This is a genomic window from Streptomyces xanthophaeus (genome assembly GCF_000725805.1).
GTDB classification, from domain to species: domain Bacteria; phylum Actinomycetota; class Actinomycetes; order Streptomycetales; family Streptomycetaceae; genus Streptomyces; species Streptomyces xanthophaeus.
In genome coordinates this window covers 228,832-252,188 of sequence record NZ_KL647132.1, presented here as the reverse complement: position 1 = coordinate 252,188, position 23,357 = coordinate 228,832, and the positions used below count along the sequence as shown (strand labels likewise).

Here is a 23,357-nt window from a genome sequence, read left to right as displayed (position 1 = left end):
GAATGACGTATCCGCTTCTCGGGATTGTCGTCATCATGTAATCTGCACGAAATTTCGCAGAGGGCCAACGTCGTCCCTCGGCTATGCACATATGCCACGACGACGACGGGAGAGCCGATGCGTTCCGCATCCACGCACTCCGCGACCGGCCTCAGCAACACCGCCTGGTCGCCCATGGACGGTCGCCCCGCCCAGCAGGGCATGTACGACCCGCGCAACGAGCACGACGCCTGCGGCGTCGGCTTTGTGGCCAACCTCACCGGCGAGGCCAGCCACACGCTGGTCGAGCAGGCGCTGACCGTATTGCGGAACCTCGAGCACCGCGGCGCCACCGGCTCCGAGCCCGACTCGGGCGACGGCGCCGGAATCCTTTCCCAGGTCCCCGACGCGTTCCTGCGCGAGGTGGCCGGATTCGACCTGCCCGAGGCCGGCGCGTACGCCGTCGGCATCGCCTTCCTCCCCGCCGACGGCACCGCACAGGCCGTCGCCGTGGAGCAGATCGAGGCCATCGCCGCCGAGGAGAACCTCACGGTCCTCGGCTGGCGCGAGGTCCCGGTCACCCCGGACCTCCTCGGCAACGGCGCCCGCGCCACCATGCCCGCGTTCTCCCAGCTCTTCGTGAGCAATGGTTCGACCGGCATCGAGCTGGACCGCAAGGCCTTCGTGCTGCGCAAGCGCGCCGAGCGCGAGGCCGGGGTCTACTTCCCGTCGCTCTCCGCGCGCACCATCGTCTACAAGGGCATGCTGACCACCGGCCAGCTGGAGCCCTTCTTCCCGGACCTCTCCGACCGTCGCTTCGCGTCGACGCTCGCCCTGGTCCACTCGCGGTTCTCGACGAACACCTTCCCGTCCTGGCCGCTCGCCCACCCGTACCGCTTCGTCGCGCACAACGGCGAGATCAACACGGTCAAGGGCAACCGCAACTGGATGAAGGCCCGCGAGTCCCAGCTGGCCTCCGAGGCCTTCGGCGACGGCGCGCTGGACCGGATCTTCCCGATCTGCACCCCGGACGCCTCCGACTCGGCCTCCTTCGACGAGGTCCTGGAGCTGCTCCACCTCGGCGGCCGCTCCCTCCCGCACAGCGTGCTGATGATGATCCCGGAGGCGTGGGAGAACCACACCTCCATGGACCCGGCCCGCCGCGCGTTCTACAAGTACCACTCGACCCAGATGGAGCCCTGGGACGGCCCCGCCTGCGTCACCTTCACCGACGGCACCCAGGTCGGCGCGGTCCTCGACCGCAACGGTCTGCGCCCCGGCCGCTACTGGGTCACCGACGACGGCCTCGTCGTCCTCGGCTCCGAGGTCGGCGTGCTCGACATCGACCCGGCCAAGGTCGTCCGCAAGGGCCGCCTCCAGCCCGGCAAGATGTTCCTCGTCGACACCGCCCAGAAGCGGATCATCGAGGACGACGAGATCAAGGCCGAACTGGCCGGCGCCGCTCCGTACGCCGAATGGCTGGAGACCGGCGAGATCGAGCTGACGGACCTGCCCGAGCGCGAGCACATCGTCCACACCCACGCCTCGGTCACCCGCCGCCAGCAGACCTTCGGCTACACCGAGGAAGAGCTGCGCGTCATCCTCGCGCCGATGGCCCGTACCGGCGGCGAGCCGCTCGGCTCCATGGGCACGGACTCCCCGATCGCGGCCCTGTCCGAGCGCCCCCGGCTGCTCTTCGACTACTTCACCCAGCTCTTCGCGCAGGTCACCAACCCGCCGCTGGACGCCATCCGCGAGGAGCTCGTCACCTCGCTGCTGTCCTCGCTGGGCCCGCAGGGCAACCTGCTGGAGCCGAACGCCGCGTCCTGCCGCAGCGTCACCCTGCCCTTCCCGGTGATCGACAACGACGAGCTGGCCAAGCTCATCCACGTCAACGCCGACGGCGACATGCCGGGCATGAAGGCGGCCACCCTCTCCGGCCTCTACCGGGTCTCCGGCGGCGGCGAGGCCCTGGCAGCGCGCATCGAGGAGATCCGCGGCGAGGCCGACGCGGCCATCGCCAACGGCGCCCGCCTCATCGTCCTGTCGGACCGCCACTCGGACGCCGAGCACGCACCGATCCCCTCGCTGCTGCTCACCTCCGCCGTGCACCACCACCTCATCGCCACCAAGCAGCGCACCCAGGTGGGCCTCCTGGTCGAGGCCGGTGACGTCCGCGAGGTCCACCACGTCGCCCTGCTGATCGGCTACGGCGCCGCCGCGGTCAACCCGTACCTCGCCATGGAGTCCGTCGAGGACCTCCTGCGCGCCGGTACCTTCCTGTCCGGCCTGGAGCCGGAGCAGGCCATCAAGAACCTGATCTACGCGCTCGGCAAGGGCGTCCTGAAGGTCATGTCCAAGATGGGCATCTCCACCGTCGCCTCCTACCGCGGCGCCCAGGTCTTCGAGGCCGTCGGCCTGAACGAGGAGTTCGTCGGCGCGTACTTCAACGGCACCGCCACCAAGATCGGCGGCGCCGGTCTGGACGTCGTCGCCAAGGAGGTCGCCGCCCGCCACGCCAAGGCGTACCCGGCCTCCGGCATCGCCGCCACGCACCGCGCGCTGGAGATCGGCGGCGAGTACCAGTGGCGCCGCGAGGGCGAGCCGCACCTGTTCGACCCGGAGACGGTCTTCCGCCTCCAGCACGCCACCCGCAACCGCCGGTACGACATCTTCAAGCAGTACACGGACCGGGTGAACGAGCAGTCCGAGCGCCTCATGACGCTCCGCGGCCTCTTCGGCTTCAAGACCGACGAAGCGGGGGCCCGCCCGGCGATCTCCGTCGACGAGGTCGAGTCGGTCCAGGACATCGTCAAGCGCTTCTCCACCGGCGCCATGTCGTACGGCTCCATCTCCAAGGAGGCGCACGAGACCCTCGCCATCGCCATGAACCAGCTGGGCGGCAAGTCCAACACCGGTGAGGGCGGCGAGGACCCGGACCGCCTGTACGACCCGGCGCGCCGCTCGTCCATCAAGCAGGTCGCCTCCGGCCGCTTCGGTGTCACCAGCGAGTACCTGGTCAACGCGGACGACATCCAGATCAAGATGGCGCAGGGCGCCAAGCCCGGCGAGGGCGGCCAGCTGCCCGGCCACAAGGTGTACCCGTGGGTCGCCAAGACCCGGCACTCCACCCCGGGCGTCGGCCTGATCTCCCCGCCGCCGCACCACGACATCTACTCCATCGAGGACCTGGCTCAGCTGATCCACGACCTCAAGAACGCCAACCCGGTCGCCCGCATCCACGTGAAGCTGGTCTCCGAGGTCGGCGTGGGTACGGTCGCGGCGGGCGTCTCCAAGGCCCACGCGGACGTCGTCCTCATCTCCGGCCACGACGGCGGTACGGGCGCCTCCCCGCTCACCTCGCTCAAGCACGCGGGCGGCCCCTGGGAGCTCGGCCTCGCCGAGACCCAGCAGACCCTGCTGCTCAACGGCCTGCGCGACCGCATCGTCGTCCAGACGGACGGCCAGCTCAAGACCGGCCGCGACGTGGTCATCGCCGCGCTGCTCGGCGCCGAGGAGTTCGGTTTCGCGACCGCGCCGCTCGTCGTCTCCGGCTGCGTCATGATGCGCGTCTGCCACCTGGACACCTGCCCGGTCGGCATCGCCACCCAGAACCCGGTCCTGCGCGACCGCTTCTCCGGCAAGCCCGAGTTCGTCGTCAACTTCTTCGAGTTCATCGCGGAGGAGGTCCGGGAGATCCTCGCCGAGCTGGGCTTCCGTACGCTCGAAGAGGCCGTCGGCCACGCCGAGCTGCTGGACACCACCAAGGCCGTCGCGCACTGGAAGGCCCAGGGCCTCGACCTGGAGCCCCTCTTCTACGTGCCCGAGCTCCCCGAAGGCGCGGTCCGCCACGCCCTCATCGAGCAGGACCACGGTCTGGAGAAGGCCCTCGACAACGAGCTCATCAAGCTCGCGGCCGACGCCCTGAACGCCGACTCCGCCGAGGCGGCCCAGCCGGTCCGCGCCCAGGTCGCGATCCGCAACATCAACCGGACCGTCGGCACCATGCTCGGCCACGAGGTCACGAAGAAGTTCGGCGGTGCGGGCCTGCCCGACGACACCATCGATCTGACCTTCACGGGCTCCGCCGGCCAGTCCTTCGGCGCCTTCGTGCCCAAGGGCATCACCCTCCGCCTGGAGGGCGACGCCAACGACTACGTCGGCAAGGGCCTCTCGGGCGGCCGGATCGTGGTCCGCCCGGACCGCGCGGCCGACCACCTCGCCGAGTACTCCACCATCGCCGGAAACACCATCGGCTACGGAGCCACCGGCGGCGAGATGTTCCTGCGCGGCCGCACCGGCGAGCGCTTCTGCGTCCGCAACTCCGGCGCCCTGGTCGTCTCGGAAGGCGTGGGCGACCACGGCTGCGAGTACATGACCGGCGGCCAGGCCGTCGTCCTGGGCGAGACGGGCCGCAACTTCGCGGCCGGCATGTCGGGCGGCGTCGCGTACGTCATCGACCTCGACCCGAACAACGTCAACGTCGGCAACACGGGTGCGGTCGAGACCGAGCTCTCCGACACCGACAAGCAGTGGCTGCACGATGTGGTGCGCCGCCACGAGGAGGAGACCGGCTCCACCGTCGCCGCGAAGCTCCTCGCTGACTGGTCCGTCGCGGCGGACCGCTTCAGCAAGATCATCCCGACCACGTACAAGGCAGTGCTCGCCGCCAAGGACGCCGCTGAGCTGGCCGGACTCTCTGAGTCCGAGACCACCGAGAAGATGATGGAGGCGGCGACCAATGGCTGACCCGAAGGGCTTCCTCACCACTGCGCGCGAGACCGCCTGCTCCCGTCCCGTGGCCGACCGGCTGAAGGACTGGAACGAGGTCTACGTCCCGGGCTCGCTGCTCCCGATCATCAGCAAGCAGGCCGGGCGCTGCATGGACTGCGGCATCCCGTTCTGTCACAACGGCTGCCCGCTCGGGAACCTCATCCCCGAGTGGAACGACTTCGCGTACCGCGAGGACTGGTCGGCGGCGTCCGAGCGGCTGCACGCCACGAACAACTTCCCGGAGTTCACCGGGCGGCTGTGCCCGGCTCCCTGCGAGTCGGCGTGCGTGCTCGGCATCAACCAGCCGGCCGTCACCATCAAGAACGTCGAAGTCTCGATCATCGACAAGGCCTGGGACAACGGCGACGTCACCCCGCAGCCGCCGGAGCGCCTGTCCGGCAAGACGGCCGCCGTCATCGGCTCGGGCCCGGCCGGTCTGGCCGCCGCCCAGCAGCTGACGCGGGCCGGCCACACCGTGGTGGTGTACGAGCGCGCGGACCGCGTCGGCGGCCTGCTGCGCTACGGCATCCCCGAGTTCAAGATGGAGAAGGTGCACATCAACCGCCGCATCGAGCAGATGCGCGCGGAGGGCACCAAGTTCCGCACCGGCATCGAGGTCGGCCGCGACATCACCGCCACCGACCTGCGCAAGCGGTTCGACGCGGTCGTCATCGCGGCGGGCGCGACCGTCTCCCGCGACCTGCCGGTCCCGGGGCGCGAGCTCGGCGGCATCCACTTCGCGATGGAGTACCTCCCCCTCGCGAACAAGGTCCAGGAGGGCGACTTCATGGCGCCCCCCATCACGGCCGAGGGCAAGCACGTCGTCGTGATCGGCGGCGGTGACACGGGCGCGGACTGCGTGGGCACCGCCCACCGCCAGGGCGCGGCCTCGGTCACGCAGCTGGAGATCATGCCGAAGCCGGGCGAGGACCGTCAGGCCAACCAGCCCTGGCCGACCTTCCCCATGCTGTACAAGGTCACCTCCGCGCACGAGGAGGGCGGCGAGCGGGTCTACTCCGTCTCCACCACCCACTTCGAGGGCGACGAGGACGGCAACGTCAAGGCGCTGCACCTCGTCGAGGTGGAGTTCAAGGACGGCAAGCTGGAGCAGAAGCCCGGAACCGAGCGCGTCCTCCCCGCGCAGCTGGTCACCCTGGCGATGGGCTTCACGGGCACGGACCAGGAGAACGGCCTGGTCCAGCAGTTCGGCCTGGCGCTGGACGCGCGCGGCAACATCGAGCGCGACGCGGCCTACACGACCAACGTCGACGGTGTCTTCGTCGCCGGTGACGCGGGCCGCGGCCAGTCGCTCATCGTCTGGGCCATCGCGGAGGGCCGCTCGGCCGCCCGCGGCGTGGACCGCTTCCTGACCGGCAGCAGCGCCCTCCCGTACCCGGTCAAGCCGACGGACCGCTCCCTGACGGTGTAGTCACCCCGCAGTACCCCCGCCCCAGGGCGGGGGTACTGCGGTCCGTACAACGGTGTGCGGAGCCCCTTCTTGACGCCGCGCTCGCACCGCTCGGCCGCAGGCGGCCTCCCGGGCTTCGCCCGGCTGCGCCGGCCTCCGACCGTCGGTGCCGGGCCCGCGCCACCGCAGTACCCCCGCCCCCGGGCGGGACCCCTCATACGGTCCGTACAACGGTGTGCGGAACCCTGACGCAGCGCCCGCCATGTCCCCGACCAGGGATGGCGGGCGCTGTGGCGTTCTGCTGGACTGGCTACGCGTACTCGGCGCGCGGGCCCGAGAGGTGGTCGGCCACGATCGTCAGCCAGGCGCTCGGGGTGTACGGGGCCGGGGGGTCGACCTCCATGCCCAGTTCGGCCACGGCGATCGCGTAGTCGACCTCCTCCAGGCCGAGGGCGAGGAGTTCGTGGATCTCGCCGACGAGGCGGGCCACCAGGGCCGGGGCCGTGGAGGCGGCGTAGTCGGTGACCGCGGCGGCGTGGTCCTCGAACTCGTCGGGCATGTCCTGCGAGAACCAGCCGCCCAGGAACTGGCCGAGCTCGGGGAAGCGGGCGTGCCACTCCCAGTGCGTGTCCGGCAGCGCGGCCGGGGGCGGGACCCGGCCCTCCTCGATGCTCAGCTTGATGTGGTCGGCGAGCAGCAGCAGCCACGCCTGGATCCCGTCCTCGGGGAGGCCGATGTCCGGGACCGGGTAGAACTCGCCGAGGCGCAGCCGCAGGCGGCCCGGCGGGTTCTGTGCGTAGGTGCGCAGCTGCTGCTCGGCCACCGACAGGGCCCAGGGCCGGGTGTGCCAGGTGTGGCGCAGGTAGGCGGTGAGGGCCTGACCGGGCCGTTCGGGGGTGTCGTCGGCGGCCAGGCCGGCGTACGCGCTGATCACCTGGTCGAGCTCGCCGTAGCGGCGGTCGAACTCCAGGGGCTTCATGGACATGGGCGTGCGCCTCTACAGGTAGATCGGGAAGGTGCCGTGCACGACGAAGCCGAGCGGGCTCGCGGGCTCCCGCCGGAGCACGACCCGCGCGGCCCGCACGTCCACGGCCCCGCGCCCGGCGAGGGCCATGGCCTGGATCAGGACGCGGCCGACCGGGTCCTCGCGCGAGGGCCAGGCCGCTTCGACGGTCAGGCGGGGGCGGGTGCCCTGGGCGAGCCAGCGGTGGATGGCCTGCTCGTTGCGGGTGACGACCTGCTGGGTGGCCCACTGGGCGGTTTCGCGGTCGGGGTACGTGGCGGATCTGGTGAGCACTTGTTCTTCCCGTTCGGCTTCGGCGGTCGGATCAGGTGTTCTGGAAGTTCCAGAACACGGCCACTTCGTCGTCGTTCACGGCGATCAGTCCGGCGTCCCAGTCGTAGGAGCTGAAGGGGTCGTAGCTTCGGGAGGAGGGGCTGTAGAAGTCGGGACGGTCGCCCTTCCAGCCGAGGTTGGTGTGGAAGCGGGTGCCGTCGGGGAAGCGGGACAGGATCGCCTCGGCCCGGCGTTCCATCCCGGGCCTGCGCTCTTCCCAGCCCTGTGACCTGGTGATGTCCAGGGGGCTGGCGGCGGATCCGAGCAGGACCAGGACCGACCGCACCGCCGAGCGGGGGAGCTCTTCCCCCATCCGCCGGCGGTAACGTTCCGCGTCCGCGGGGGTGGAGGGCGTCTCCAGCCAGGGGTGGAACGGATCGTCGCGGCGCTCCTCCTCCCCCTCGTAGGGGTCGATGGATTCCCAGCCCCGCGGGTCCCGGGTTTCCAGGCGCATGATCGCGCCGACGTCGAGCCACCACTCGTCGTGCTCGCGCCGGGCGACGCCGACGAACGTGCAGAGCCACTCGTACAGCGTGAGCGCGTCCGACCAGCTGCGGTCGGTGAGGCCGGTCGTCGTCGGGCCGTTCACGATCGAGTCGGTCACAGGGACTCGAAGGTCCACAGCACGGCCACTTCGGTGTCGCCGACCGCGATGAGGCCTGCGTCCCAGAGGTCCTGGCTCAACTGGTGCATCCCGGTCACCGGTTGCTCGTAGAAGTCCGGGTGCTCGCCCGTCCAGCCGACGTTGGAGTAGAAACGGGTGCCGTCGGGGAAGCGCGACAGGATCGCCTCGGCCCGGCGTTCCATCTCCGGCCTGCGTTCCTCCCAGCGCCAGGTCTTCGCGACGTCCATGCCGACGACGCCGAGGACGACCAGCAGGGACGCCGCCGAGGACCGAGGGAGTTCCCGGACCTTGGTGCGGAAGCGTTCCACGTCCTGCGCAGAGACGGGGGGCTCGATCCACGGGTACGGCGGCTCGGGACGCTCCAGGCCGACCTCGTCCTCGTACGGGTCGACCGCGCGCCAGCCGCGGGGGTCCTGGCTCTCGCCGCGCATGACCGCAGCCACGTCGAGCCACCATGCGGCGTGCGAACGGGCCGTGACGCCGACGCACGCGTGACGGGCGTCGAGCAGGTCGAGTGCGTCCGCCCAAGCGTCCGCGCGGGGATCAGCCATCATTCGCTCCATTATTCAGGCGCCGAGGTGAGGATGACGAACGGCGGATCGAGCCCGGCGTCGTACTTGAGCTTGGTGGTCACGCCGTACACGTCCTGGACCGGACCGGCGGTGAAGTCGTCCACGGCCTTCGAGCTCCGGCCGGTGGCCGTGGGCCCGGTCATGGGGCCCTCGGTCGGGACCGAGGGCACGTCGAAGGTCTTGGTCGGGGGATCCGGCGGAGGGTTCTTCAGCCAGTCCTGGATCTCCTGGGTGTTCGCGCGGACGCAGTGCTGGGTGTACTTCTGGGCGGATTCGAGGTCGGTGAACGTGGACGTGGCCCTCAGGCTCAGCTTGCCCGAGCCCTTCGCCTCGTCCTCGTGCCGTTGCAGGAGCTGCTCGTCCGTCTTGCCGACGTGCTTGTCGATGGTGTGGGCGCCGCCCAGGCCCTCTTGCGACGCCAGGTCCAGCGAGTACATGTACGGGAAGGGGCTCTCCCCGCCGATCTGCCAGCTGTGTTCCTTCTTGAACTCGTTGAGCGAGCGGGCGCCGAAGCTGTGGGCGCGGGCGATCTCGGCCCGGTAGGTCGGGGCGCTCTTGATGGCGATGTCGAGTTCCGGGACGAGGGCCTTGAGCTTGCCCGCCGCCTCCGTGAACTCCTTGTGGTAGGTCTCGACGACCGCGTCACAGCCTGATTTGTCCATGTGGGAACGGAAGACCAGCACGATCCGGCCGACGATCCCGCCGACCGCCAGCTTGGTCAGGTTCATCAGGCTCAGGTCGGTGAGGGACGAGGCCGTGGCCTTCGCCGCGTTGATGCCGGCCTGGCTGGTGAACTTGGTGGTCTTCTCGCCGACGTCCGAGACGTGTTCCAGGAGCGCCGCGACCTCGTCCGCCGTCTTCTTCAGGACGTCGACGATGGGGCGCCTCCCGGACGGCGGGAGGTCCTTGGTGGTGCGCCACTGGCGTCCCGCCTGGCTCCGGTTGCCTTCCGTGTCGAGCTGCCGGCCCCACGCCGTGGTGCCCCAGATGGTCTGGCCGAAGGTCCGCATGGCCGTCTGCCACTCGCCCCGGTCGCTCGGGTCGGTGATCCCGGAGATGGCGGTGTTGAAGTCGTCCGAGGCCTTCTCCGCCTCCGAGGCGAGCTTCTTCCAGGCCTTGGCCATGTCCCGGACCTCGTCCTCCTTGATGCCCGGGGTGATCTCGTGGACCTTGCCGAGGCGCAGTCCGTGCTCGATGGCGGGCCGGATGACGTCCGCGAGGAAGTCGGGGAACTCGCCGATGACGCCCGAGATCCACCAGGAGTCGACGTCCTCGCCGGTGCCCGTCCACTTGATGGGGTTGACCGGTCCGTAGCGCGGCGGCTTGTTGATGACCACGGGCTCCGGCTGGTTGCGCGGCTGCGTCCCCTTGCGGCCGCCCGCCTCCCATTCGGCCATGACGTAGTGGTTGGCGGTGTGGTTCAGCCCGACGGCCGCACCTCCGGCGCTGACGACGCTGCGGCCCCACGCCTCCAGGAACTTCGCGGCCACCTCCGCGTAGGCGTCCGCGAAGGCGTCCGCGCCCCGGCCGGTCCCGGCGGACTGGTTGTACTTGTTCAGCACGTCGACGAGGACGAACGCGCGCTCGGCGTGCGCGAACTGGGCCTCCTTCACCTTGTCGGCCGCATGGTGGACGTGCACCGGCTGGACGTCGAAGCCCCCGTTCGCCGCGGGGGAGGGCGGGGTGGTCATCAGGCGGCCCCCCAGCCGCGCAGCACCGCCCGGTGGGCGGAGGCGTAGGTGAGGTGGCCGTTCACCACGATCTCGTGCAGCCAGGCCTGGGTGGCTTGCAGGTCCTGGGCGGAGCGGTCCCACTTGTCGAGCTGGTCGACGAAGGCCTGGCGGGCTTCGCCGTCCCAGGTGAGGACGAGTTTCTCGACGCGCCGGTAGAGCAGGTCGAGCTGCTCGTTGAGCGTCTTGAGGATCTCCTCCAGGTCCCCGGCCATGCCCTGCAGCGCCGCGAAGTCGACTGATATGTGGCCGTCGTTCGACGACATGAATCCCCCTGGTGACTCTGGACGTGCTGCTACAGGTCGGCGATGCGGCTGCGCGGGCCCGGCGGCGGCGCGTCCGCCGCGGGAGCGGTGCGGGGCGTGGACAGCGCGTCGGTCTCCGCCTGGACGTCGGCGTGCGACTGGAGGCGCCTGAAGTCGTCCAGGAGTTCGAGCTCCTGCGCCGAGAAGCCGTCCTTGCTCATGAGGATCGCCTTGGCCAGGAGCTTCATCGTCTGCCGGATGTGGACGGCGTCCTCGGCGGCGGCCCGGTGCTTGGCCCGGTACGCCTCCGAGGCCGGTCCGCGCCAGCGGGCCTCGATGCCGTCCACGATCTCGTCCATGCGCAGGAGCTGTTTCTTCAGGACCTCCCGCATCGTGTCGAGGTCACCGGCAAGTTTGCTGAGTTTGTCGCCTTCGACCGCGAGGTCCGCCCGGGAACCGGCTGAACTTGCCGAACTGCCCGCGCCAGAAGCTGCATTCACGGTGCCCCTTCCCCCGAAGTGTGCCGTAGCAAGGTCGTCCGGTTGACCGTAGCAAACGCCTGGGAGGGGTGAGCAAAGCATTACCGGCAGTACCGGCAGTGCCGGCAGTACGGATCCGTCAGGCGGTCGGGGTGCCCGGGGTGCCCGGGGTGCCCGGGGTGTCCGGGGTGTCCGGGGTGCCCGAGTTCTCCGGGCCGTCCGGGCCGTCCTCGTCCGTGACCTCGCGCGCCGGCTCGTCGTCGTTGCCCCGGCGCAGCGTGCGCAGTCCGCGCGCCGGGGTCCAGGACCGCACCACCAGCTCGTCGCCGTCCACCCCGATGTGGACGACCTCCGTCAGATCCGCGTGGAAGAGGTGGAAGGGGTGCGGGGTCTCGGTCTCCTCGGCGTACCGGTGCAGTTCCGGCGGGTCCACGAGCTCCACCGCCCGCCCGGAGATCCGCACGTCCCCGTCCGGCATCGTCTCGCCCTCGCCCGGATTGGTGTGCAGGGCGAAGCGCGGGTCGCGCTGGAGGTCCCTGGCCTTCATCGAGCCCGCCATCATCCCCAGCCACAGCTCCCCGCCCCGGACGTCGACGTTGAGTCCGGCGACGCGGGGCGACCCGTCCTTGCGGAGGGTGGCCAGCACGTGGTGCGGGTACTGCGCGAAACGGGCGCGGACGGCTCGTGCGAACTCCGGTTCCGCCTTCTCGAACGCTGCCCAGTTGTTCGTCGTCATGGTGCCATCAAAGCGCCCTGTTCCTGCACGGACCGTACGATTCCCTCCCGGCGCGCCGCCGCCAGCCACCTGGGGAACTCCGCGACCAGCCGGTCGTACAGCTCGTCGTCCGGCACCGCGCGCGGGTCCATGCCCGCGTGGAAGTAGCCCGCGTTGTCCACCGGCCGCCTGCCCGGGACGGGCAGCTCGTCGAGCCGGCGCAGGAAGTCGAACTGCGAGCTGCGCGTGTTGCCGAAGCCGACGAACTGCCAGAACAGCGGCAGCCGGGCCGCCTTGCACAGGTACTTCTCCGCCGCGAGCTTGTTGACCGGCCCGCCGTCGGTCTGGAAGACGACCAGGGCGGGGGCCGAGGACCCCGAGTCCAGGTAGTGGTCGATGACCGCGTCCATCGCCGCGTGGTAGGACGTCTTGCCCATGTGGCCCAGGCGGGAGGCGATCTCGGTGACCCTGCCCTCGTGGCCGGACAGGGAGACCTCCTCCACCGCGTCGACCTCGGTGGAGAAGAACACCACCGGCACCCGCGCGTCGTCGTCCAGGTGCGCGGAGAGCCCCAGCACCCGGTCGGCGAGGGCCTGCACGCTGCCGTCCGCGTAGTACGGGCGCATCGACCCCGAGTAGTCCAGGACCAGGTACACGCAGGCGCGCCCGCCCTCCAGGCCGTACCTGCCGAGGGCCGCCCCGGCGCTCTCGTAGAGGCCCACGAGCGCCGGAGCCGTCTCCTGGACCTTGCGCAGGCTGATCGCACTTCCCGTCACGGCGTCCTCCTCAGGGCCGCTCGCCGCGCCCGGCGGCCAGCGCGTCGATGTCGGCGAGCGCGGCGGCCGCGAGGTCGCGCTCGGAGGCGTAGTACCGCTCCGCCCACTTCAGGGTGAGCGCCGGGTACGCCGCCCCGGCGTCGCCCGCCCCGCCCGCCCCGCCCGCCCCGCCCGCCCCGTCCGCCTCGTCGGCGATCGCGCGCAGCCGCATCGTCTCGGCGAACTCCTGCTGCTGGAGCAGCAGTTCACGCATCTGTCCGGGCTCCAGCAGATGGCCCAGCCACAGCCGCAGCATCGGCCCGTGCTTGAGGACCAGGGGGTCGACGGGGGCCTCGCGGGCCCACTCGCGTACCGCCGCCATGCCCTCGCCGGTGATCCGGTAGACCCGCTTGTCACGGGCGCCGGACTCCGGGGTGACCGTCCGCGAGGAGGCGTAGCCGGCCTTCTCCAGGCGTTTGAGCTCGCTGTAGATCTGGCTGAAGGAGGGGCTCCAGTAGAAGAAGCCCAGCGACCGGTCCGACCACTTCTTCAGGTCGTAGCCGGAGAGCTCCTCGCCGAAGGAGAGCAGCCCGAGCACTGCCCAGCCGGTCGCGGGGAGCGGGCGCCCGTTCGTCTCGTCTGCCACGCCGCGCAGTCTACGACCGCTGCCCGCGGGCCCCCTTCCGGCGGCGAGGGGTCACTGCTAGAAGTATTCCTCTTAGGAATACTTCCGCAGGGCAAGGAAGGGTGGGCCGTGACCGTCTCCCTCGACGGAAAGGTCGTCCTCGTCACCGGTGCCGGACGCGGCCAGGGCGCGGCCGAAGCCAGGCTGTGCGCGCAGGCCGGCGCGCGGGTCGTCGTTACGGACGTGCGGGAGGACGAGGGCCGGGCGGTCGCCGCCGAACTCGGCGACCAGGGCCTGTACGTACGCCACGACGTCGCCGACCCGGAGAGCTGGGCGACGGTGGTGGCGCGGGCCGTCGGCGCCTTCGGCACGGTCTCCGCGCTGGTCAACAACGCGGCCCTGTGGCGCACGGCCCACGTCGAGCGGCAGACGCTGGAGGGGTTCCAGGCGCTGCTCCGGGTCAATCTGCTGGGCCCGTTCCTCGGCATCCAGGCCGTGGCACCGGTGCTGCGGGAGGCCGGCGGCGGCTCGATCGTCAACATCTCCTCGACGGCCGGGCTGGCCGGGATACCGGGCCACGCGGCCTACGGCTCCACCAAGTTCGCGCTGCGCGGGCTGACCCGCTCGGCGGCCCTGGACCTGGCCCGGGACCGGATCCGGGTCAACTCGGTGCATCCGGGGGCCATCGACACCCCGATGGTCGCCGGGGCCGTCGAGGGCCGCGACTGGTCGCACGTACCGCTGGGGCGCATGGGCAGGCCGGAGGAGGTCGCGGAACTCGTCCTGTTCCTCTGCTCGGACGCGTCCTCGTACGTGACGGGCTCGGAGTTCGCCGTGGACGGCGGGACGACGGCCCGCTGAGAGCGCGGAAGGGTGGCGGGGCGGCCGGATTCGAACCGGCGTCCTCCTGCGATGGAGCAGGCGCACTGCCTCTGCGCTACGACCCCGCCGTGGGGGAGCCTACTGCGGTGACCGCCGCGCCGGAGAACCGCCCCCCGCCCCGTTCCCGCAGCCGGTGAGCGGCACCCGCCGCGGCGCACGGCGTCCCCCGGGCGGCCGGACGCGACCGAAGACAATGGCCGCATGACGACACGCGCACGGTCCTTCGACGCCGCAGCCGCCCTGTACGGCGCGCACCGTCCCGGCTACCCCCCGGCCCTGTTCGACGCCGTCGAGGGCCTCGCCGGACGGCCGCTCGCCGGGGCGCGGGTGGCCGACGTGGGGGCGGGCACCGGGATCGCCACCGCGCTGCTGCACGGCCGGGGGGCCGAAGTCCTCGCCGTGGAGCCCGGGGACGGGATGGCCGCCGAGTTCCGCCGGGCGCACCCCGGCATCCCCCTCGTGCGCGGGGACGGGGACCGGCTGCCCCTGGCGAGCGGCGCGTTCGACCTCCTCACCTACGCCCAGGCCTGGCACTGGACCGACCCGGCGCGCTCGGTCCCCGAGGCCCGCCGCGTGCTGCGCCCCGGCGGTGCGCTCGCCATCTGGTGGAACGACCCGGATGCCGCCGTGCCGTGGATCGCCGGGCAGCAGGAGCGGCTGCACGCCTTCTTCGGGGAGCAGGGGCAGAGCTTGCGCACCCTGCCCCGGGGGCTCGGGGAGTTCGCCACCCGCTCCGTGCGGTGGTCCCGGCGCGTCACGCTGGAGGGCCACCTCGCCAATCTCGCCAGCCACTCCGCCTTCCTGCTGCTCGGTGAGGCCGGAACCCGCGCGTACGTGGACGCCGAACGGGAGCGGCTGGCCCCGCTCTTCCCCGCCGGCACGGTCGAGGAGCAGTACGTGGTGACCCTCAGCGTCGCCCGGGTGTGACGGGGTCCGGCCCGCCCGTCCCGGGGCCGGCGCAGCGCACGACCTCCGCCCGGCACTGCGACGGCGTCCCCCACGCGTCGCGCAGCGGGCGGGCCTTGCGCAGCCACAGGGACAGGTCGAGCTCCTCGGTGTAGCCGACCGCGCCGTGCAGCTGGAGGGCGGTCATCGCGGCCCGGTAACAGGCCTCGCCCGCCGTCAGTTTGGCGGCCGCGACCTCGCCCGGCGCCAGGGACAGGGCCGCCGCCCGGACCAGGGGCCGGGCGAACTCCAGGGCCAGCAGGGTGTCCGCGAGGCGGTGCTTGACCGCCTGGAAGCCGCCGATCGGCGTCCCGAACTGGGTGCGCCGGCGCACGTACTCCACCGTGTGCGCCAGCAGTGCCTCGCCCACGCCCAGGCACTGGGCCGCCGTCAGCAGCCGGGCCCACTGCGCGGCGCGGTGCGCGGCCGCCGTGACCCGGGGCCCCTGCGCGAGGAGTTCGCCCCCGGCGGCCGGGGGCAGGAACAGCCTGCGCGCCGGGTCCGTGGACCGCTTCGCCTGCCAGGGGCCCGGGGCCAGGCGGAGTTCGCCCGCCGCCGACACGGTGAAGCAGTGCGCGGCGGCGTCCGCGTCCAGGGCGTACGGGCTCCCGCCGGCCAGGGTCAGCGTGGCCGCGGCCCGGCCCGCGACCAGGCCCGGCAGGAACCGCTTCGACAGCGCGTCGTCCGCCAGCCCGGTCAGCAGCACCGAGACGGCCGCGCTCTCCACCACCGGCCCCGGCACCCCGGCCCGGCCCGCCTCGACGAGGCCGAGGCACAGCTCCAGCGGGAGCAGGCCCGCGCCGTCGTAGGCCTCGGGCGCGGCCAGCGCGGTCAGCCCCGTGTCCGCCAGCCTCGACCAGAGCGCCAGCCCGGGCGCGTGGTCGCCGTCCGCCCAGGCACGTACCGCCGCGGGCACGTCCGCCGAGGCCAGCAATGAGCGCAGGGTGCGGGCGTAGTCGCCCTGCTCGTCGGTCAGCAGGAAGCGCATCAGCGGCGGCCCTTCGGGAGGCCGAGCAGCCGCTCGGCGATGATGTCGCGCTGGATCTCGTTGGTCCCGGCGTAGATCGGTCCGGCCAGGGAGAAGATCCACGGTTCGGCCCAGGCGCCGTCGGCGAGTTCGGCGTCCGGCCCCAGCAGGTCCAGGGCCGTTTCGTGGAGGGCGATGTCGTACTCCGACCAGAAGACCTTGTTCAGGCTCGACTCGGCGCCGATGGTCTCGCCCGCCGCGAAGCGGGAGGCGTTTCCCCAGGTGAACAGTTCGTAGGCGCGGGCCCCCACCAGCGCGTCGGCCACCCGGTCCCGCAGCGCGGTGTCGCCGGGGTCGCCGCTCTCCTGCCACAGGGCGAGGAGCCGTCCGGCGGCCGCCAGGAACCGGCCGGGGGAGCGCAGGGTCAGGCCCCGCTCGTTGCCGGTGGTCGACATCGCGATCCGCCAGCCCTGGCCCGGCTCACCGATGACGTCCTCGTCCGGGACGAAGACCCGGTCCAGGAAGAGCTCCGCGAAGGCCGGTTTGCCGTCCAGGCGGCCGATGGGCCGCACCGTCACCCCGGGCGCCCGCAGGTCGAACATCAGGTAGGTGAGCCCCTGGTGGGGCCGTGCGGCCTGCGGGTCGGTGCGGAAGATGCCGAAGGCGCGGTCCGCGAAGGCCGCCCGCGAGGACCAGGTCTTCTGTCCGGTCAGCAGCCAGCCCCCGTCGGTGCGTTCGGCCCGCGAGGTCAGCGAGGCGAGGTCGGAGCCCGCCTCCGGCTCCGACCAGGCCTGGGCCCAGACCACCTCGCCGCTCGCCATGGACGGCAGCACCCGGGCCCGCTGGGCGGGGCTCGCGTGGTCGAAGAGGGTCGGGGCGAGCAGGCTGATGCCGTTCTGCGAGACCCGGCCGGGCGCGCCCGCCGCCCAGTACTCCTCCTCGAAGACCAGCCAGCGCACGATGTCCGCGCCGCGGCCCCCGTACTCCTCGGGCCAGGACACCACCGCCCAGCGGCCGGCGTGCAGCAGGGCCTCCCACTCCCGGTGGGCCGCGAAGCCCGCCCGCGTCTCCAGGGACGGCAGGGGCGTGGCCGGTACGTGCCGGGCCAGCCAGGCCCGGGCCTCGGCCCGGAAGGCCGCCACCTCCGCCGTCTGGGTCAGATCCATCAGGTGCCCGCCCCCTCCACGCTTCCCTAACAAGTGTTTGGTAGGTTAACGTACGGCCATGAGCAGCGTCGAGGAGTGCGCATGAACGAGCCCCGCTACCTGGCCGGCCACGGCCTGCTGGAGGGCCGCTGCGCCGTCATCACCGCAGCGGCCGGGGCGGGCATCGGCGGCGCCACCGCCCGCCGTTTCCTGGAGGAAGGGGCCCGCATCCTCATCAGCGACGCCCACGCCCGCCGCCTGAAGGAGACCGAGGAGGCGCTCGCCGCCGAGTTCGGGTCCGCCAAGGTCGCCTCCCTGGCCTGCGACGTCACCGACGAGGACCAGGTCCAGGCCCTCTTCGCCCGCGCCGGGCACCTGCACGGCGGCCTCGACGTCGTGGTCAACAACGCGGGCCTGGGCGGCACCGCCGCACTCGTCGACATGACCGACGACCAGTGGTCGCGGGTCCTCGACGTCACCCTGAACGGCACCTTCCGCTGCACCCGCGCCGCACTGCGCTCCCTGAAGGCCGCCGGGCGCGGCGGGGTCGTCGTCAACAACGCCTCCGTCGTCGGCTGGCGCGCCCAGAGCGGCCAGGCCCACTACGCCGCCGCGAAGGCCGGGGTGATGGCCCTGACCCGCTGCGCGGCCCTGGAGGCCGCCGAGTTCGGCGTACGCGTCAACGCGGTCGCACCGAGCCTGGCCATGCACCCGCACCTGGTGAAGGTCACCAGCGAGGAAGTGCTCGCCGAACTGACCGCCCGCGAGGCCTTCGGCCGCTACGCCGAGCCCTGGGAGGTCGCCAACGTCATCGTCTTCCTGGCCAGCGGCTACTCGTCGTACATGACGGGCGAGACCGTCTCGGTCAGCAGCCAGCACGCCTAGGGGGTGTCTGGTGGATCTCCGCGGCGTCGCGACGCCCGGCACGCACTCTCGCCGCACCGGACGAAAGCCCGAGTACGGCCAGTACGGGGGCTTTCATCCGGCACGCCGAGAGCACGCACCGGACGCCGCTCCTTCCCTCACGGAGATCCACCAGACACCCCCTGGCCCCAGAATGGGCCCGTGCCAACGAACAAGCCGACAGCCAAGAAGAAGCCGCAGGTGACCGCTTCGCCCGAGCGTCGCAGGGAACTCCTCGCCACCGCCGCCGAGGTCTTCGCCGCGCAGGGCTACAACGCCACCACCGTCCGCAAGATCGCCGACGCCGCCGGGATGCTCGCCGGCAGCCTCTACTACCACTTCGATTCCAAGGAATCGATGCTCGACGAGATCCTCTCCGCCTTCCTGACCGAGCTGTGGCAGGGCTACGACACCGTCCTGGCGGCCGGCCTCGGCCCCAGGGAGACCATCGAGGCCCTGGTCACCGAGTCCTTCCGGGAGATCGACCGGCACCGCGACGCCGTCGCGATCTACCAGAAGGAGTCCCGCCACCTGTCGGTCCAGCCACGCTTCCACTACCTCGCCGACTCGCAGCAGAAGTTCGAGAAGGCCTGGCTGGGGACGCTGGAGCGCGGGGTCGCCGCGAAGGTGTTCCGCGCCGACCTCGACGTCCGCCTCACCTACCGCTTCGTCCGCGACACGGTGTGGGTGGCGGCCTCCTGGTACCGGCCCGGCGGACAGCACAGCCCCGAGGAGATCGCCCGCCAGTACCTCTCGATGGTGCTGGACGGGATCGCCCTGCGTACGTAACCCGATCCGAGGAGTCCCGATGCCTGAGGCCTACATCGTCGAAGCCGTACGCACCCCCGTGGGGCGGCGCAAAGGCGCCCTGTCCGCCGTCCACCCGGCCGACCTGGGCGCGCACGTCCTCAAGGCGCTGGTCGAGCGCTCCGGGGTGGACCCGGCCGCCGTGGAGGACGTGGTGTTCGGCTGCCTCGACACGGTGGGGCCGCAGGCGGGGGACATCGCGCGGACGGCATGGCTGGCGGCGGGCCTGCCGGAGGAGGTCCCCGGGGTCACCGTCGACCGCCAGTGCGGCTCCTCCCAGCAGGCGGTGCACTTCGCGGCCCAGGGCGTCCTCTCCGGCACCCAGGACCTCGTCGTCGCGGGCGGCACCCAGAACATGTCGATGATCCCCATCGCCTTCGCCTCCCGGCAGGCCGCCGAGCCGCTGGGCCTCACGGAGGGCCCCTACGCGGGCAGCGAGGGCTGGCGGGCCCGGTACGGGGACGCCCCGGTCAACCAGTTCCACGGGGCCGAGCTGATCGCGCGCAAGTGGGGCATCTCGCGCCGCGACATGGAGGAATTCGCCCTGCGGTCCCACCAGCGGGCACTGCGCGCCCTCGACGAGGGCCGCTTCGCGCGCGAGACGGTGGCGTACGGGGAGGTGACCGCGGACGAGGGCCCGCGGCGGGACACCACCCTGGAGAAGATGGCGGGCCTGAAACCGGTGGTGGAGGGCGGCACCATCACGGCCGCGGTCTCCTCGCAGGTCTCGGACGGCGCGGCGGCCATGCTGATCGCCTCCGCACGGGCGGTCCGCGAGCACGGCCTGCGGCCGCGGGCCCGCATCCACCACCTCTCCGTCCGCGGCGAGGACCCCATCCGCATGCTGTCGGCCCCCATCCCGGCCACCGCGTACGCCCTGAAGAAGACGGGCATGTCGCCGGCCGACATCGACCTGGTGGAGATCAACGAGGCCTTCGCCCCCGTGGTGCTGGCCTGGCTGAAGGAGACGGGCGCCGACCCGGAGAAGGTCAACGTCAACGGCGGCGCGATCGCCCTGGGCCACCCGCTGGGCGCGACCGGCGTCAAGCTCATGACCACCCTGCTCCACGAGCTGGAACGCACCGGAGGCCGCTTCGGCCTCCAGACGATGTGCGAGGGCGGCGGCCAGGCGAACGTGACGATCATCGAACGGCTGTGAGCGGCCGCCCGCCGCGGGGCCCGCGCCGTGCTGCTGTCGCGCGGCGCGGGCGGGGCCGCAGGGGCGGGCCATGCGGGTGCGCGGGTACCACGTGAGAGTGAGCTCGCACACCACCAGTGACACTTCCCGGCCGAGGTGTGCTAGCTTTGGACGCGTTGCAGTTGTGGTACCCATGAACTTTATGTGCGCCTGACGGGAATGTTCCTCAGGCGCTTTTATTGTTTTGCCGGACTCTCCGGATGGGGCCCTTTGCCGCCTATTCAGGAGATTTAAAATGGCACTTGGCACCGTGAAGTGGTTCAACTCGGAAAAGGGCTTCGGCTTCATCGAGCAGGACGGTGGCGGCCCGGACGTCTTCGCCCACTACTCGAACATCGCCACCCAGGGCTTCCGTGAGCTCCAGGAGGGCCAGCGCGTGTCCTTCGACGTCACCCAGGGCCAGAAGGGCCCCCAGGCGGAGAACATCCTCCCCGCCAACTAAGTATTTCAGCTGGCCGGGGTCCGCACCGCGAGGTGCGGGCCCCGGCTTGTCTGCTGTTTCGACCTTTTTGTTGTACCTGCCGGTTTCAGGAGGGCATTTCCGCATGACCAGCTCCAGCTCCGCACGACCCAGCCGCCGCCCCACCCGGGGCCGAGGTGCGGCCCAGGGACGTCCGAAGGCTGGCGCGGGACGGCAGAAGTCCGCCCCCGTGGCCAGGCCCCAAGAATTCACCATGCCCGTACCGCTGACCCCGGCCCTCCCGGCCGTCGAGGCGTTCGGCGACATGGACATGCCCGAGGCGCTGCTGAAGACCCTCGCCGCCCAGGGCGTCACCGAGCCGTTCCCGATCCAGGCAGCCACCCTGCCGAACTCCCTCGCCGGCCGTGACCTCCTCGGCCGCGGCCGCACCGGCTCCGGCAAGACCCTCGCCTTCGGCCTGGCACTGCTGGCCCGCACCGCAGGCCGCCGCGCGGAGCCCAAGGCCCCGCTCGCCCTGGTCCTCGTACCGACCCGCGAGCTCGCCCAGCAGGTCACCGACGCCCTGGCGCCCTACGCCACGTCCGTCAACCTGCGCATCGCGACCGTCGTCGGCGGCATGTCGATCAACCGGCAGTCGGGCGCCCTGCGCCGCGGCTCCGAGGTGCTCGTCGCCACCCCCGGCCGCCTGAAGGACCTCATCGACCGCGGTGACGCCGACCTCTCCCAGGTCGCCATCACGGTCCTCGACGAGGCCGACCAGATGACCGACATGGGCTTCATGCCGCAGGTCACCGCCCTGCTCAAGCAGGTCGCGCCCGGCGGCCAGACCATGCTGTTCTCCGCCACGCTCGACAAGAACATCGACAAGCTCGTCAAGATGTTCCTCACCGACCCGGTCGGCCACTCCGTCGACCCGTCGGCCGGCGCGGTCACCACCATGGAGCACCACGTCCTGTACGTCATGGACGAGACCGACAAGAAGGCCGTGGCGACGCGTATAGCCGCTCGCGACGGCCGGGTGATCATGTTCGTCGACACCAAGCGCGGGGTCGACCGCATGGTCAAGAAGCTCCTCGCCGACGGCGTCCGCGCCTCCGGCCTGCACGGCGGCCGCTCCCAGCCGCAGCGCAACCGGACCCTGGACTGGTTCAAGACGGGCGAGGTCACCGCACTGGTGGCCACCAACGTCGCCGCCCGCGGCATCCACATCGACGACCTCGACCTCGTCGTCAACGTGGACCCGCCCACCGACCACAAGGACTACCTGCACCGCGGCGGACGCACCGCCCGGGCCGGCGAGTCCGGCAGCGTGGTCACCCTGGTGCTCCCCGACCAGAAGCGGGACATGACCCGCCTCATGGCGGACGCCGGGATCTCCCCGCGCACCGCGCAGATCAAGTCCTCCGACGCGGAACTGGCCCGCCTTACCGGCGCCAAGGAGCCCTCGGGCATCCCCGTCGTCCTGGACGTGCCGCAGCCCACCCCGCCGCGCCAGCGCTCCGCCGGCCAGGGCGGCTCGGGCACCGGCGGTGGCGGACGCCGCCGCTCCGGCGGCCCGCGCACCGGCTCCGCCACCGGCACCGCCGCGGCCGGGGGCGGCCGCGGACGCCGCACCTCCGGCGGCGCCGCGGGCCAGGCCCCGGCCGCCGGCTCCGGCCAGCCCCGCCGCGGCCAGGGCGGCCAGGGCGCAACCGCAGCCGGCTCGGGCGAGCGCGGACGCCGCAGCACGGGCAACGCCTCCGGCGGCGCGGCCGCGGCTTCGGCCCGCAGCCGGGTCGGCGGCGCCGGCCAGGGACGCCGACGCTCGGCCTGACCCCACGCACCACCACGACGCCGGGCGGCGCGCACTGCGCACCGCCCGGCGTCGTGCCGTTCCCGGCCCGGATCAGCGCACCAGCTTCTCCTGGAGCTTCACCAGGGTCCGCAGGTCCAGGCCCAGCCCCTCGGTCAGGTACGCGTAGAAGCTGCCGTAGTCGGCCTCCAGCCGGTCCGTCGCAGCGTCCAGGTAGTCCTGGCGGACCTCCTGGAGCGGGATCAGCAGATCCGGGTTCTGCATCCGCCCCGACTGCTTCAGCCCGGCCCGCAGCTGGGCGTCGTAGGCCGCCCGGAAGGTGTTCGACGCCAGGTAGTCACGCTCGGCCGTGCCCTGCGGGACGGCCAGGGCGCGCAGCAGCACGTAGCTCGTCCAGCCCGTCCGGTCCTTTCCGGACGTGCAGTGGTACAGCAGCGGGCCCTGCTTGCCGTCGGCGATCTCCCGCAGCGTCGTCGCGAACTGCGCCCGGTTCTCGGGGCTGGTCACGAACGTCCTGTAGATGTCGCGCATGTACGCCTCGGCGCGGCCACCGCCGAGCATCTGCTCCTGCTTGACGGGATCGCCGCTGGAGATGGCACCCACCAGGGTGCCGTAGAGGCCGAGATCGCTGACCGGCCGCGAGGTGGCGGAGAGCCCCGCGGGCAGCTTGTCGGGGCCGTCGTACTGGAGCTCCATCGGGATGCGGAAGTCGACGACCTTCGTGAGGCGCAGACCGGCGACGGTGGAGACGTCCGAGGGGGTCAGCTTGCTCAGCGCATCGGCGCGGTAGACCAGCCCCTTACGGACCTGACCCCCCGTGTACGTACGGTAGCCGCCCAGGTCACGGACGTTGACGGCGCCCTGGAGCGGGATCTGGACGATCGGCTCCGCACCGGCCTGGTACCGGAGCGGGGAGCGGGCACTGGACGCGGCTTGCGGCGCGGGCGCGGCGAACGCGGAAGCGGGCAGGCCCGCGACGGCGAGAACGGCGGCGAGCACCGAGGTCGCCAGGCGGATTCGGGCACGGCTCATCTGTAGCGACTCCTGTGGCGGAG

General features: G+C 71.9%; 21 protein-coding genes, 1 tRNA gene and 1 pseudogene. 9 read left to right on the top strand and 14 right to left on the bottom strand.

What is annotated here, in order from left to right; all coding sequences use genetic code 11:
* Nucleotides 1-174 precede the first annotated feature (174 nt).
* Both gltB and IO30_RS0130500 read left to right on the top strand, forming a co-directional pair.
* Nucleotides 175-4,728 carry a glutamate synthase large subunit gene (gene gltB, locus IO30_RS0130505; RefSeq protein ID WP_031148294.1) on the top strand — a complete coding sequence of 1,518 codons (4,554 nt, stop codon included), beginning with the start codon at nucleotides 175-177 and terminating at the stop codon, nucleotides 4,726-4,728.
* Complete coding sequence (locus IO30_RS0130500) at nucleotides 4,721-6,181, top strand: glutamate synthase subunit beta (protein WP_031148293.1); 1,461 nt, start codon at nucleotides 4,721-4,723, stop codon at nucleotides 6,179-6,181. Before gltB ends, IO30_RS0130500 begins: the two co-directional genes overlap by 8 nt.
* Nucleotides 6,182-6,470: 289 nt before the next feature.
* On the opposite strand, the gene IO30_RS0130495 is transcribed toward IO30_RS0130500, so the two are convergent.
* From IO30_RS0130495 to IO30_RS0130450, 10 genes and pseudogenes are all read right to left on the bottom strand, one after another.
* Complete coding sequence (locus IO30_RS0130495; RefSeq protein ID WP_031148291.1) at nucleotides 6,471-7,145, bottom strand: contact-dependent growth inhibition system immunity protein; 675 nt, start codon at nucleotides 7,143-7,145, stop codon at nucleotides 6,471-6,473.
* 12 nt (nucleotides 7,146-7,157) lie between these two features.
* On the bottom strand, nucleotides 7,158-7,457 hold the full coding sequence (locus IO30_RS0130490) for an RNase A-like domain-containing protein (RefSeq protein ID WP_031148289.1): 300 nt from the start codon (nucleotides 7,455-7,457) through the stop codon (nucleotides 7,158-7,160).
* Nucleotides 7,458-7,488: 31 nt separating this feature from the next.
* Nucleotides 7,489-8,100 (bottom strand): hypothetical protein, encoded by a 612-nt coding sequence (locus tag IO30_RS0130485; protein WP_051902675.1) that lies wholly within the window; start codon nucleotides 8,098-8,100, stop codon nucleotides 7,489-7,491.
* Nucleotides 8,097-8,672, bottom strand: coding sequence for a hypothetical protein (locus tag IO30_RS0130480; protein ID WP_031148286.1), 576 nt, complete (start codon nucleotides 8,670-8,672; stop codon nucleotides 8,097-8,099). Before IO30_RS0130480 ends, IO30_RS0130485 begins: the two co-directional genes overlap by 4 nt.
* An 11-nt stretch (nucleotides 8,673-8,683) precedes the next feature.
* The gene (locus IO30_RS0130475) at nucleotides 8,684-10,384 is read right to left on the bottom strand and encodes an RNase A-like domain-containing protein (protein ID WP_031148284.1); all 1,701 of its coding nucleotides are present in this window, start codon (nucleotides 10,382-10,384) and stop codon (nucleotides 8,684-8,686) included.
* A complete protein-coding gene (locus IO30_RS0130470; protein WP_031148282.1) occupies nucleotides 10,384-10,689 on the bottom strand; it encodes a WXG100 family type VII secretion target in 306 nt (101 codons plus the stop codon). The genes IO30_RS0130475 and IO30_RS0130470 overlap by 1 nt, the downstream gene beginning before the upstream one ends.
* A gap of 29 nt (nucleotides 10,690-10,718) precedes the next feature.
* Nucleotides 10,719-11,168, bottom strand: a complete 450-nt coding sequence (locus IO30_RS0130465) for a WXG100 family type VII secretion target (RefSeq protein ID WP_031148280.1) — start codon at nucleotides 11,166-11,168, stop codon at nucleotides 10,719-10,721.
* Nucleotides 11,169-11,385: 217 nt separating this feature from the next.
* A pseudogene (locus tag IO30_RS0130460) lies at nucleotides 11,386-11,883 on the bottom strand (pyridoxamine 5'-phosphate oxidase family protein); the annotation flags it as partial.
* Entirely contained in the window at nucleotides 11,880-12,638 is a 759-nt protein-coding gene (locus IO30_RS0130455; RefSeq protein WP_037895679.1) for a VWA domain-containing protein, read from the bottom strand. The pseudogene IO30_RS0130460 and the gene IO30_RS0130455, both read right to left, overlap by 4 nt.
* A 10-nt stretch (nucleotides 12,639-12,648) precedes the next feature.
* Nucleotides 12,649-13,263: a PadR family transcriptional regulator gene (locus tag IO30_RS0130450; RefSeq protein WP_037895677.1), complete on the bottom strand. Its 615-nt coding sequence runs from the start codon at nucleotides 13,261-13,263 to the stop codon at nucleotides 12,649-12,651.
* A 108-nt stretch (nucleotides 13,264-13,371) separates the two neighbouring features.
* On the opposite strand from IO30_RS0130450, the gene IO30_RS0130445 reads away from it, so the two are divergent.
* A complete protein-coding gene (locus IO30_RS0130445; RefSeq protein WP_031148273.1) occupies nucleotides 13,372-14,103 on the top strand; it encodes an SDR family NAD(P)-dependent oxidoreductase in 732 nt (243 codons plus the stop codon).
* Between the two features lie 13 nt (nucleotides 14,104-14,116).
* On the opposite strand, the gene IO30_RS0130440 is transcribed toward IO30_RS0130445, so the two are convergent.
* Nucleotides 14,117-14,189: transfer RNA gene (locus IO30_RS0130440), tRNA-Trp, on the bottom strand.
* Nucleotides 14,190-14,325: 136 nt separating this feature from the next.
* Here IO30_RS0130440 and IO30_RS0130435 point away from each other — a divergent pair.
* Complete coding sequence (locus IO30_RS0130435; RefSeq protein WP_031148272.1) at nucleotides 14,326-15,051, top strand: class I SAM-dependent methyltransferase; 726 nt, start codon at nucleotides 14,326-14,328, stop codon at nucleotides 15,049-15,051.
* On the opposite strand, the gene IO30_RS0130430 is transcribed toward IO30_RS0130435, so the two are convergent.
* Both IO30_RS0130430 and IO30_RS0130425 read right to left on the bottom strand, forming a co-directional pair.
* Nucleotides 15,032-16,057: an acyl-CoA dehydrogenase family protein gene (locus IO30_RS0130430; RefSeq protein ID WP_051902673.1), complete on the bottom strand. Its 1,026-nt coding sequence runs from the start codon at nucleotides 16,055-16,057 to the stop codon at nucleotides 15,032-15,034. The genes IO30_RS0130435 and IO30_RS0130430 overlap by 20 nt on opposite strands.
* The gene (locus tag IO30_RS0130425; protein ID WP_031148268.1) at nucleotides 16,057-17,202 is read right to left on the bottom strand and encodes an acyl-CoA dehydrogenase family protein; all 1,146 of its coding nucleotides are present in this window, start codon (nucleotides 17,200-17,202) and stop codon (nucleotides 16,057-16,059) included. Before IO30_RS0130425 ends, IO30_RS0130430 begins: the two co-directional genes overlap by 1 nt.
* Before the next feature lie 81 nt (nucleotides 17,203-17,283).
* Here IO30_RS0130425 and IO30_RS0130420 point away from each other — a divergent pair, with 81 nt between their 5' ends.
* The 5 genes from IO30_RS0130420 (at nucleotide 17,284) to IO30_RS0130400 (ending at nucleotide 22,323) form a co-directional block, all read left to right on the top strand.
* Nucleotides 17,284-18,066, top strand: a complete 783-nt coding sequence (locus IO30_RS0130420) for an SDR family oxidoreductase (protein WP_031148266.1) — start codon at nucleotides 17,284-17,286, stop codon at nucleotides 18,064-18,066.
* Nucleotides 18,067-18,246: 180 nt separating this feature from the next.
* A complete protein-coding gene (locus IO30_RS0130415) occupies nucleotides 18,247-18,873 on the top strand; it encodes a TetR/AcrR family transcriptional regulator (RefSeq protein ID WP_078904863.1) in 627 nt (208 codons plus the stop codon).
* A gap of 19 nt (nucleotides 18,874-18,892) precedes the next feature.
* On the top strand, nucleotides 18,893-20,050 hold the full coding sequence (locus tag IO30_RS0130410) for an acetyl-CoA C-acetyltransferase (protein WP_031148262.1): 1,158 nt from the start codon (nucleotides 18,893-18,895) through the stop codon (nucleotides 20,048-20,050).
* 274 nt (nucleotides 20,051-20,324) lie between these two features.
* Nucleotides 20,325-20,531: a cold-shock protein gene (locus tag IO30_RS0130405; protein ID WP_030707191.1), complete on the top strand. Its 207-nt coding sequence runs from the start codon at nucleotides 20,325-20,327 to the stop codon at nucleotides 20,529-20,531.
* A gap of 103 nt (nucleotides 20,532-20,634) precedes the next feature.
* Nucleotides 20,635-22,323 carry a DEAD/DEAH box helicase gene (locus tag IO30_RS0130400; RefSeq protein WP_031148261.1) on the top strand — a complete coding sequence of 563 codons (1,689 nt, stop codon included), beginning with the start codon at nucleotides 20,635-20,637 and terminating at the stop codon, nucleotides 22,321-22,323.
* Between the two features lie 72 nt (nucleotides 22,324-22,395).
* Here IO30_RS0130400 and IO30_RS0130395 read toward each other — a convergent pair whose 3' ends face one another.
* Nucleotides 22,396-23,334: a tyrosine-protein phosphatase gene (locus tag IO30_RS0130395; RefSeq protein WP_031148259.1), complete on the bottom strand. Its 939-nt coding sequence runs from the start codon at nucleotides 23,332-23,334 to the stop codon at nucleotides 22,396-22,398.
* Between the last annotated feature and the right edge of the window lie 23 nt (nucleotides 23,335-23,357).

Coding starts and splice junctions, on each gene's coding strand:
- gltB (WP_031148294.1), top strand. CDS start 175: ATGGACGGTCGCCCCGCCCAGCAGGGCATGTACGACCCGCGCAACGAG.
- IO30_RS0130500 (WP_031148293.1), top strand. CDS start 4,721: ATGGCTGACCCGAAGGGCTTCCTCACCACTGCGCGCGAGACCGCCTGC.
- IO30_RS0130495 (WP_031148291.1), bottom strand. CDS start 7,145: ATGTCCATGAAGCCCCTGGAGTTCGACCGCCGCTACGGCGAGCTCGAC.
- IO30_RS0130480 (WP_031148286.1), bottom strand. CDS start 8,672: ATGGCTGATCCCCGCGCGGACGCTTGGGCGGACGCACTCGACCTGCTC.
- IO30_RS0130475 (WP_031148284.1), bottom strand. CDS start 10,384: ATGACCACCCCGCCCTCCCCCGCGGCGAACGGGGGCTTCGACGTCCAG.
- IO30_RS0130470 (WP_031148282.1), bottom strand. CDS start 10,689: ATGTCGTCGAACGACGGCCACATATCAGTCGACTTCGCGGCGCTGCAG.
- IO30_RS0130435 (WP_031148272.1), top strand. CDS start 14,326: ATGACGACACGCGCACGGTCCTTCGACGCCGCAGCCGCCCTGTACGGC.
- IO30_RS0130430 (WP_051902673.1), bottom strand. CDS start 16,057: ATGCGCTTCCTGCTGACCGACGAGCAGGGCGACTACGCCCGCACCCTG.
- IO30_RS0130425 (WP_031148268.1), bottom strand. CDS start 17,202: ATGGATCTGACCCAGACGGCGGAGGTGGCGGCCTTCCGGGCCGAGGCC.
- IO30_RS0130420 (WP_031148266.1), top strand. CDS start 17,284: ATGAACGAGCCCCGCTACCTGGCCGGCCACGGCCTGCTGGAGGGCCGC.
- IO30_RS0130410 (WP_031148262.1), top strand. CDS start 18,893: ATGCCTGAGGCCTACATCGTCGAAGCCGTACGCACCCCCGTGGGGCGG.
- IO30_RS0130405 (WP_030707191.1), top strand. CDS start 20,325: ATGGCACTTGGCACCGTGAAGTGGTTCAACTCGGAAAAGGGCTTCGGC.
- IO30_RS0130400 (WP_031148261.1), top strand. CDS start 20,635: ATGACCAGCTCCAGCTCCGCACGACCCAGCCGCCGCCCCACCCGGGGC.
- IO30_RS0130395 (WP_031148259.1), bottom strand. CDS start 23,334: ATGAGCCGTGCCCGAATCCGCCTGGCGACCTCGGTGCTCGCCGCCGTT.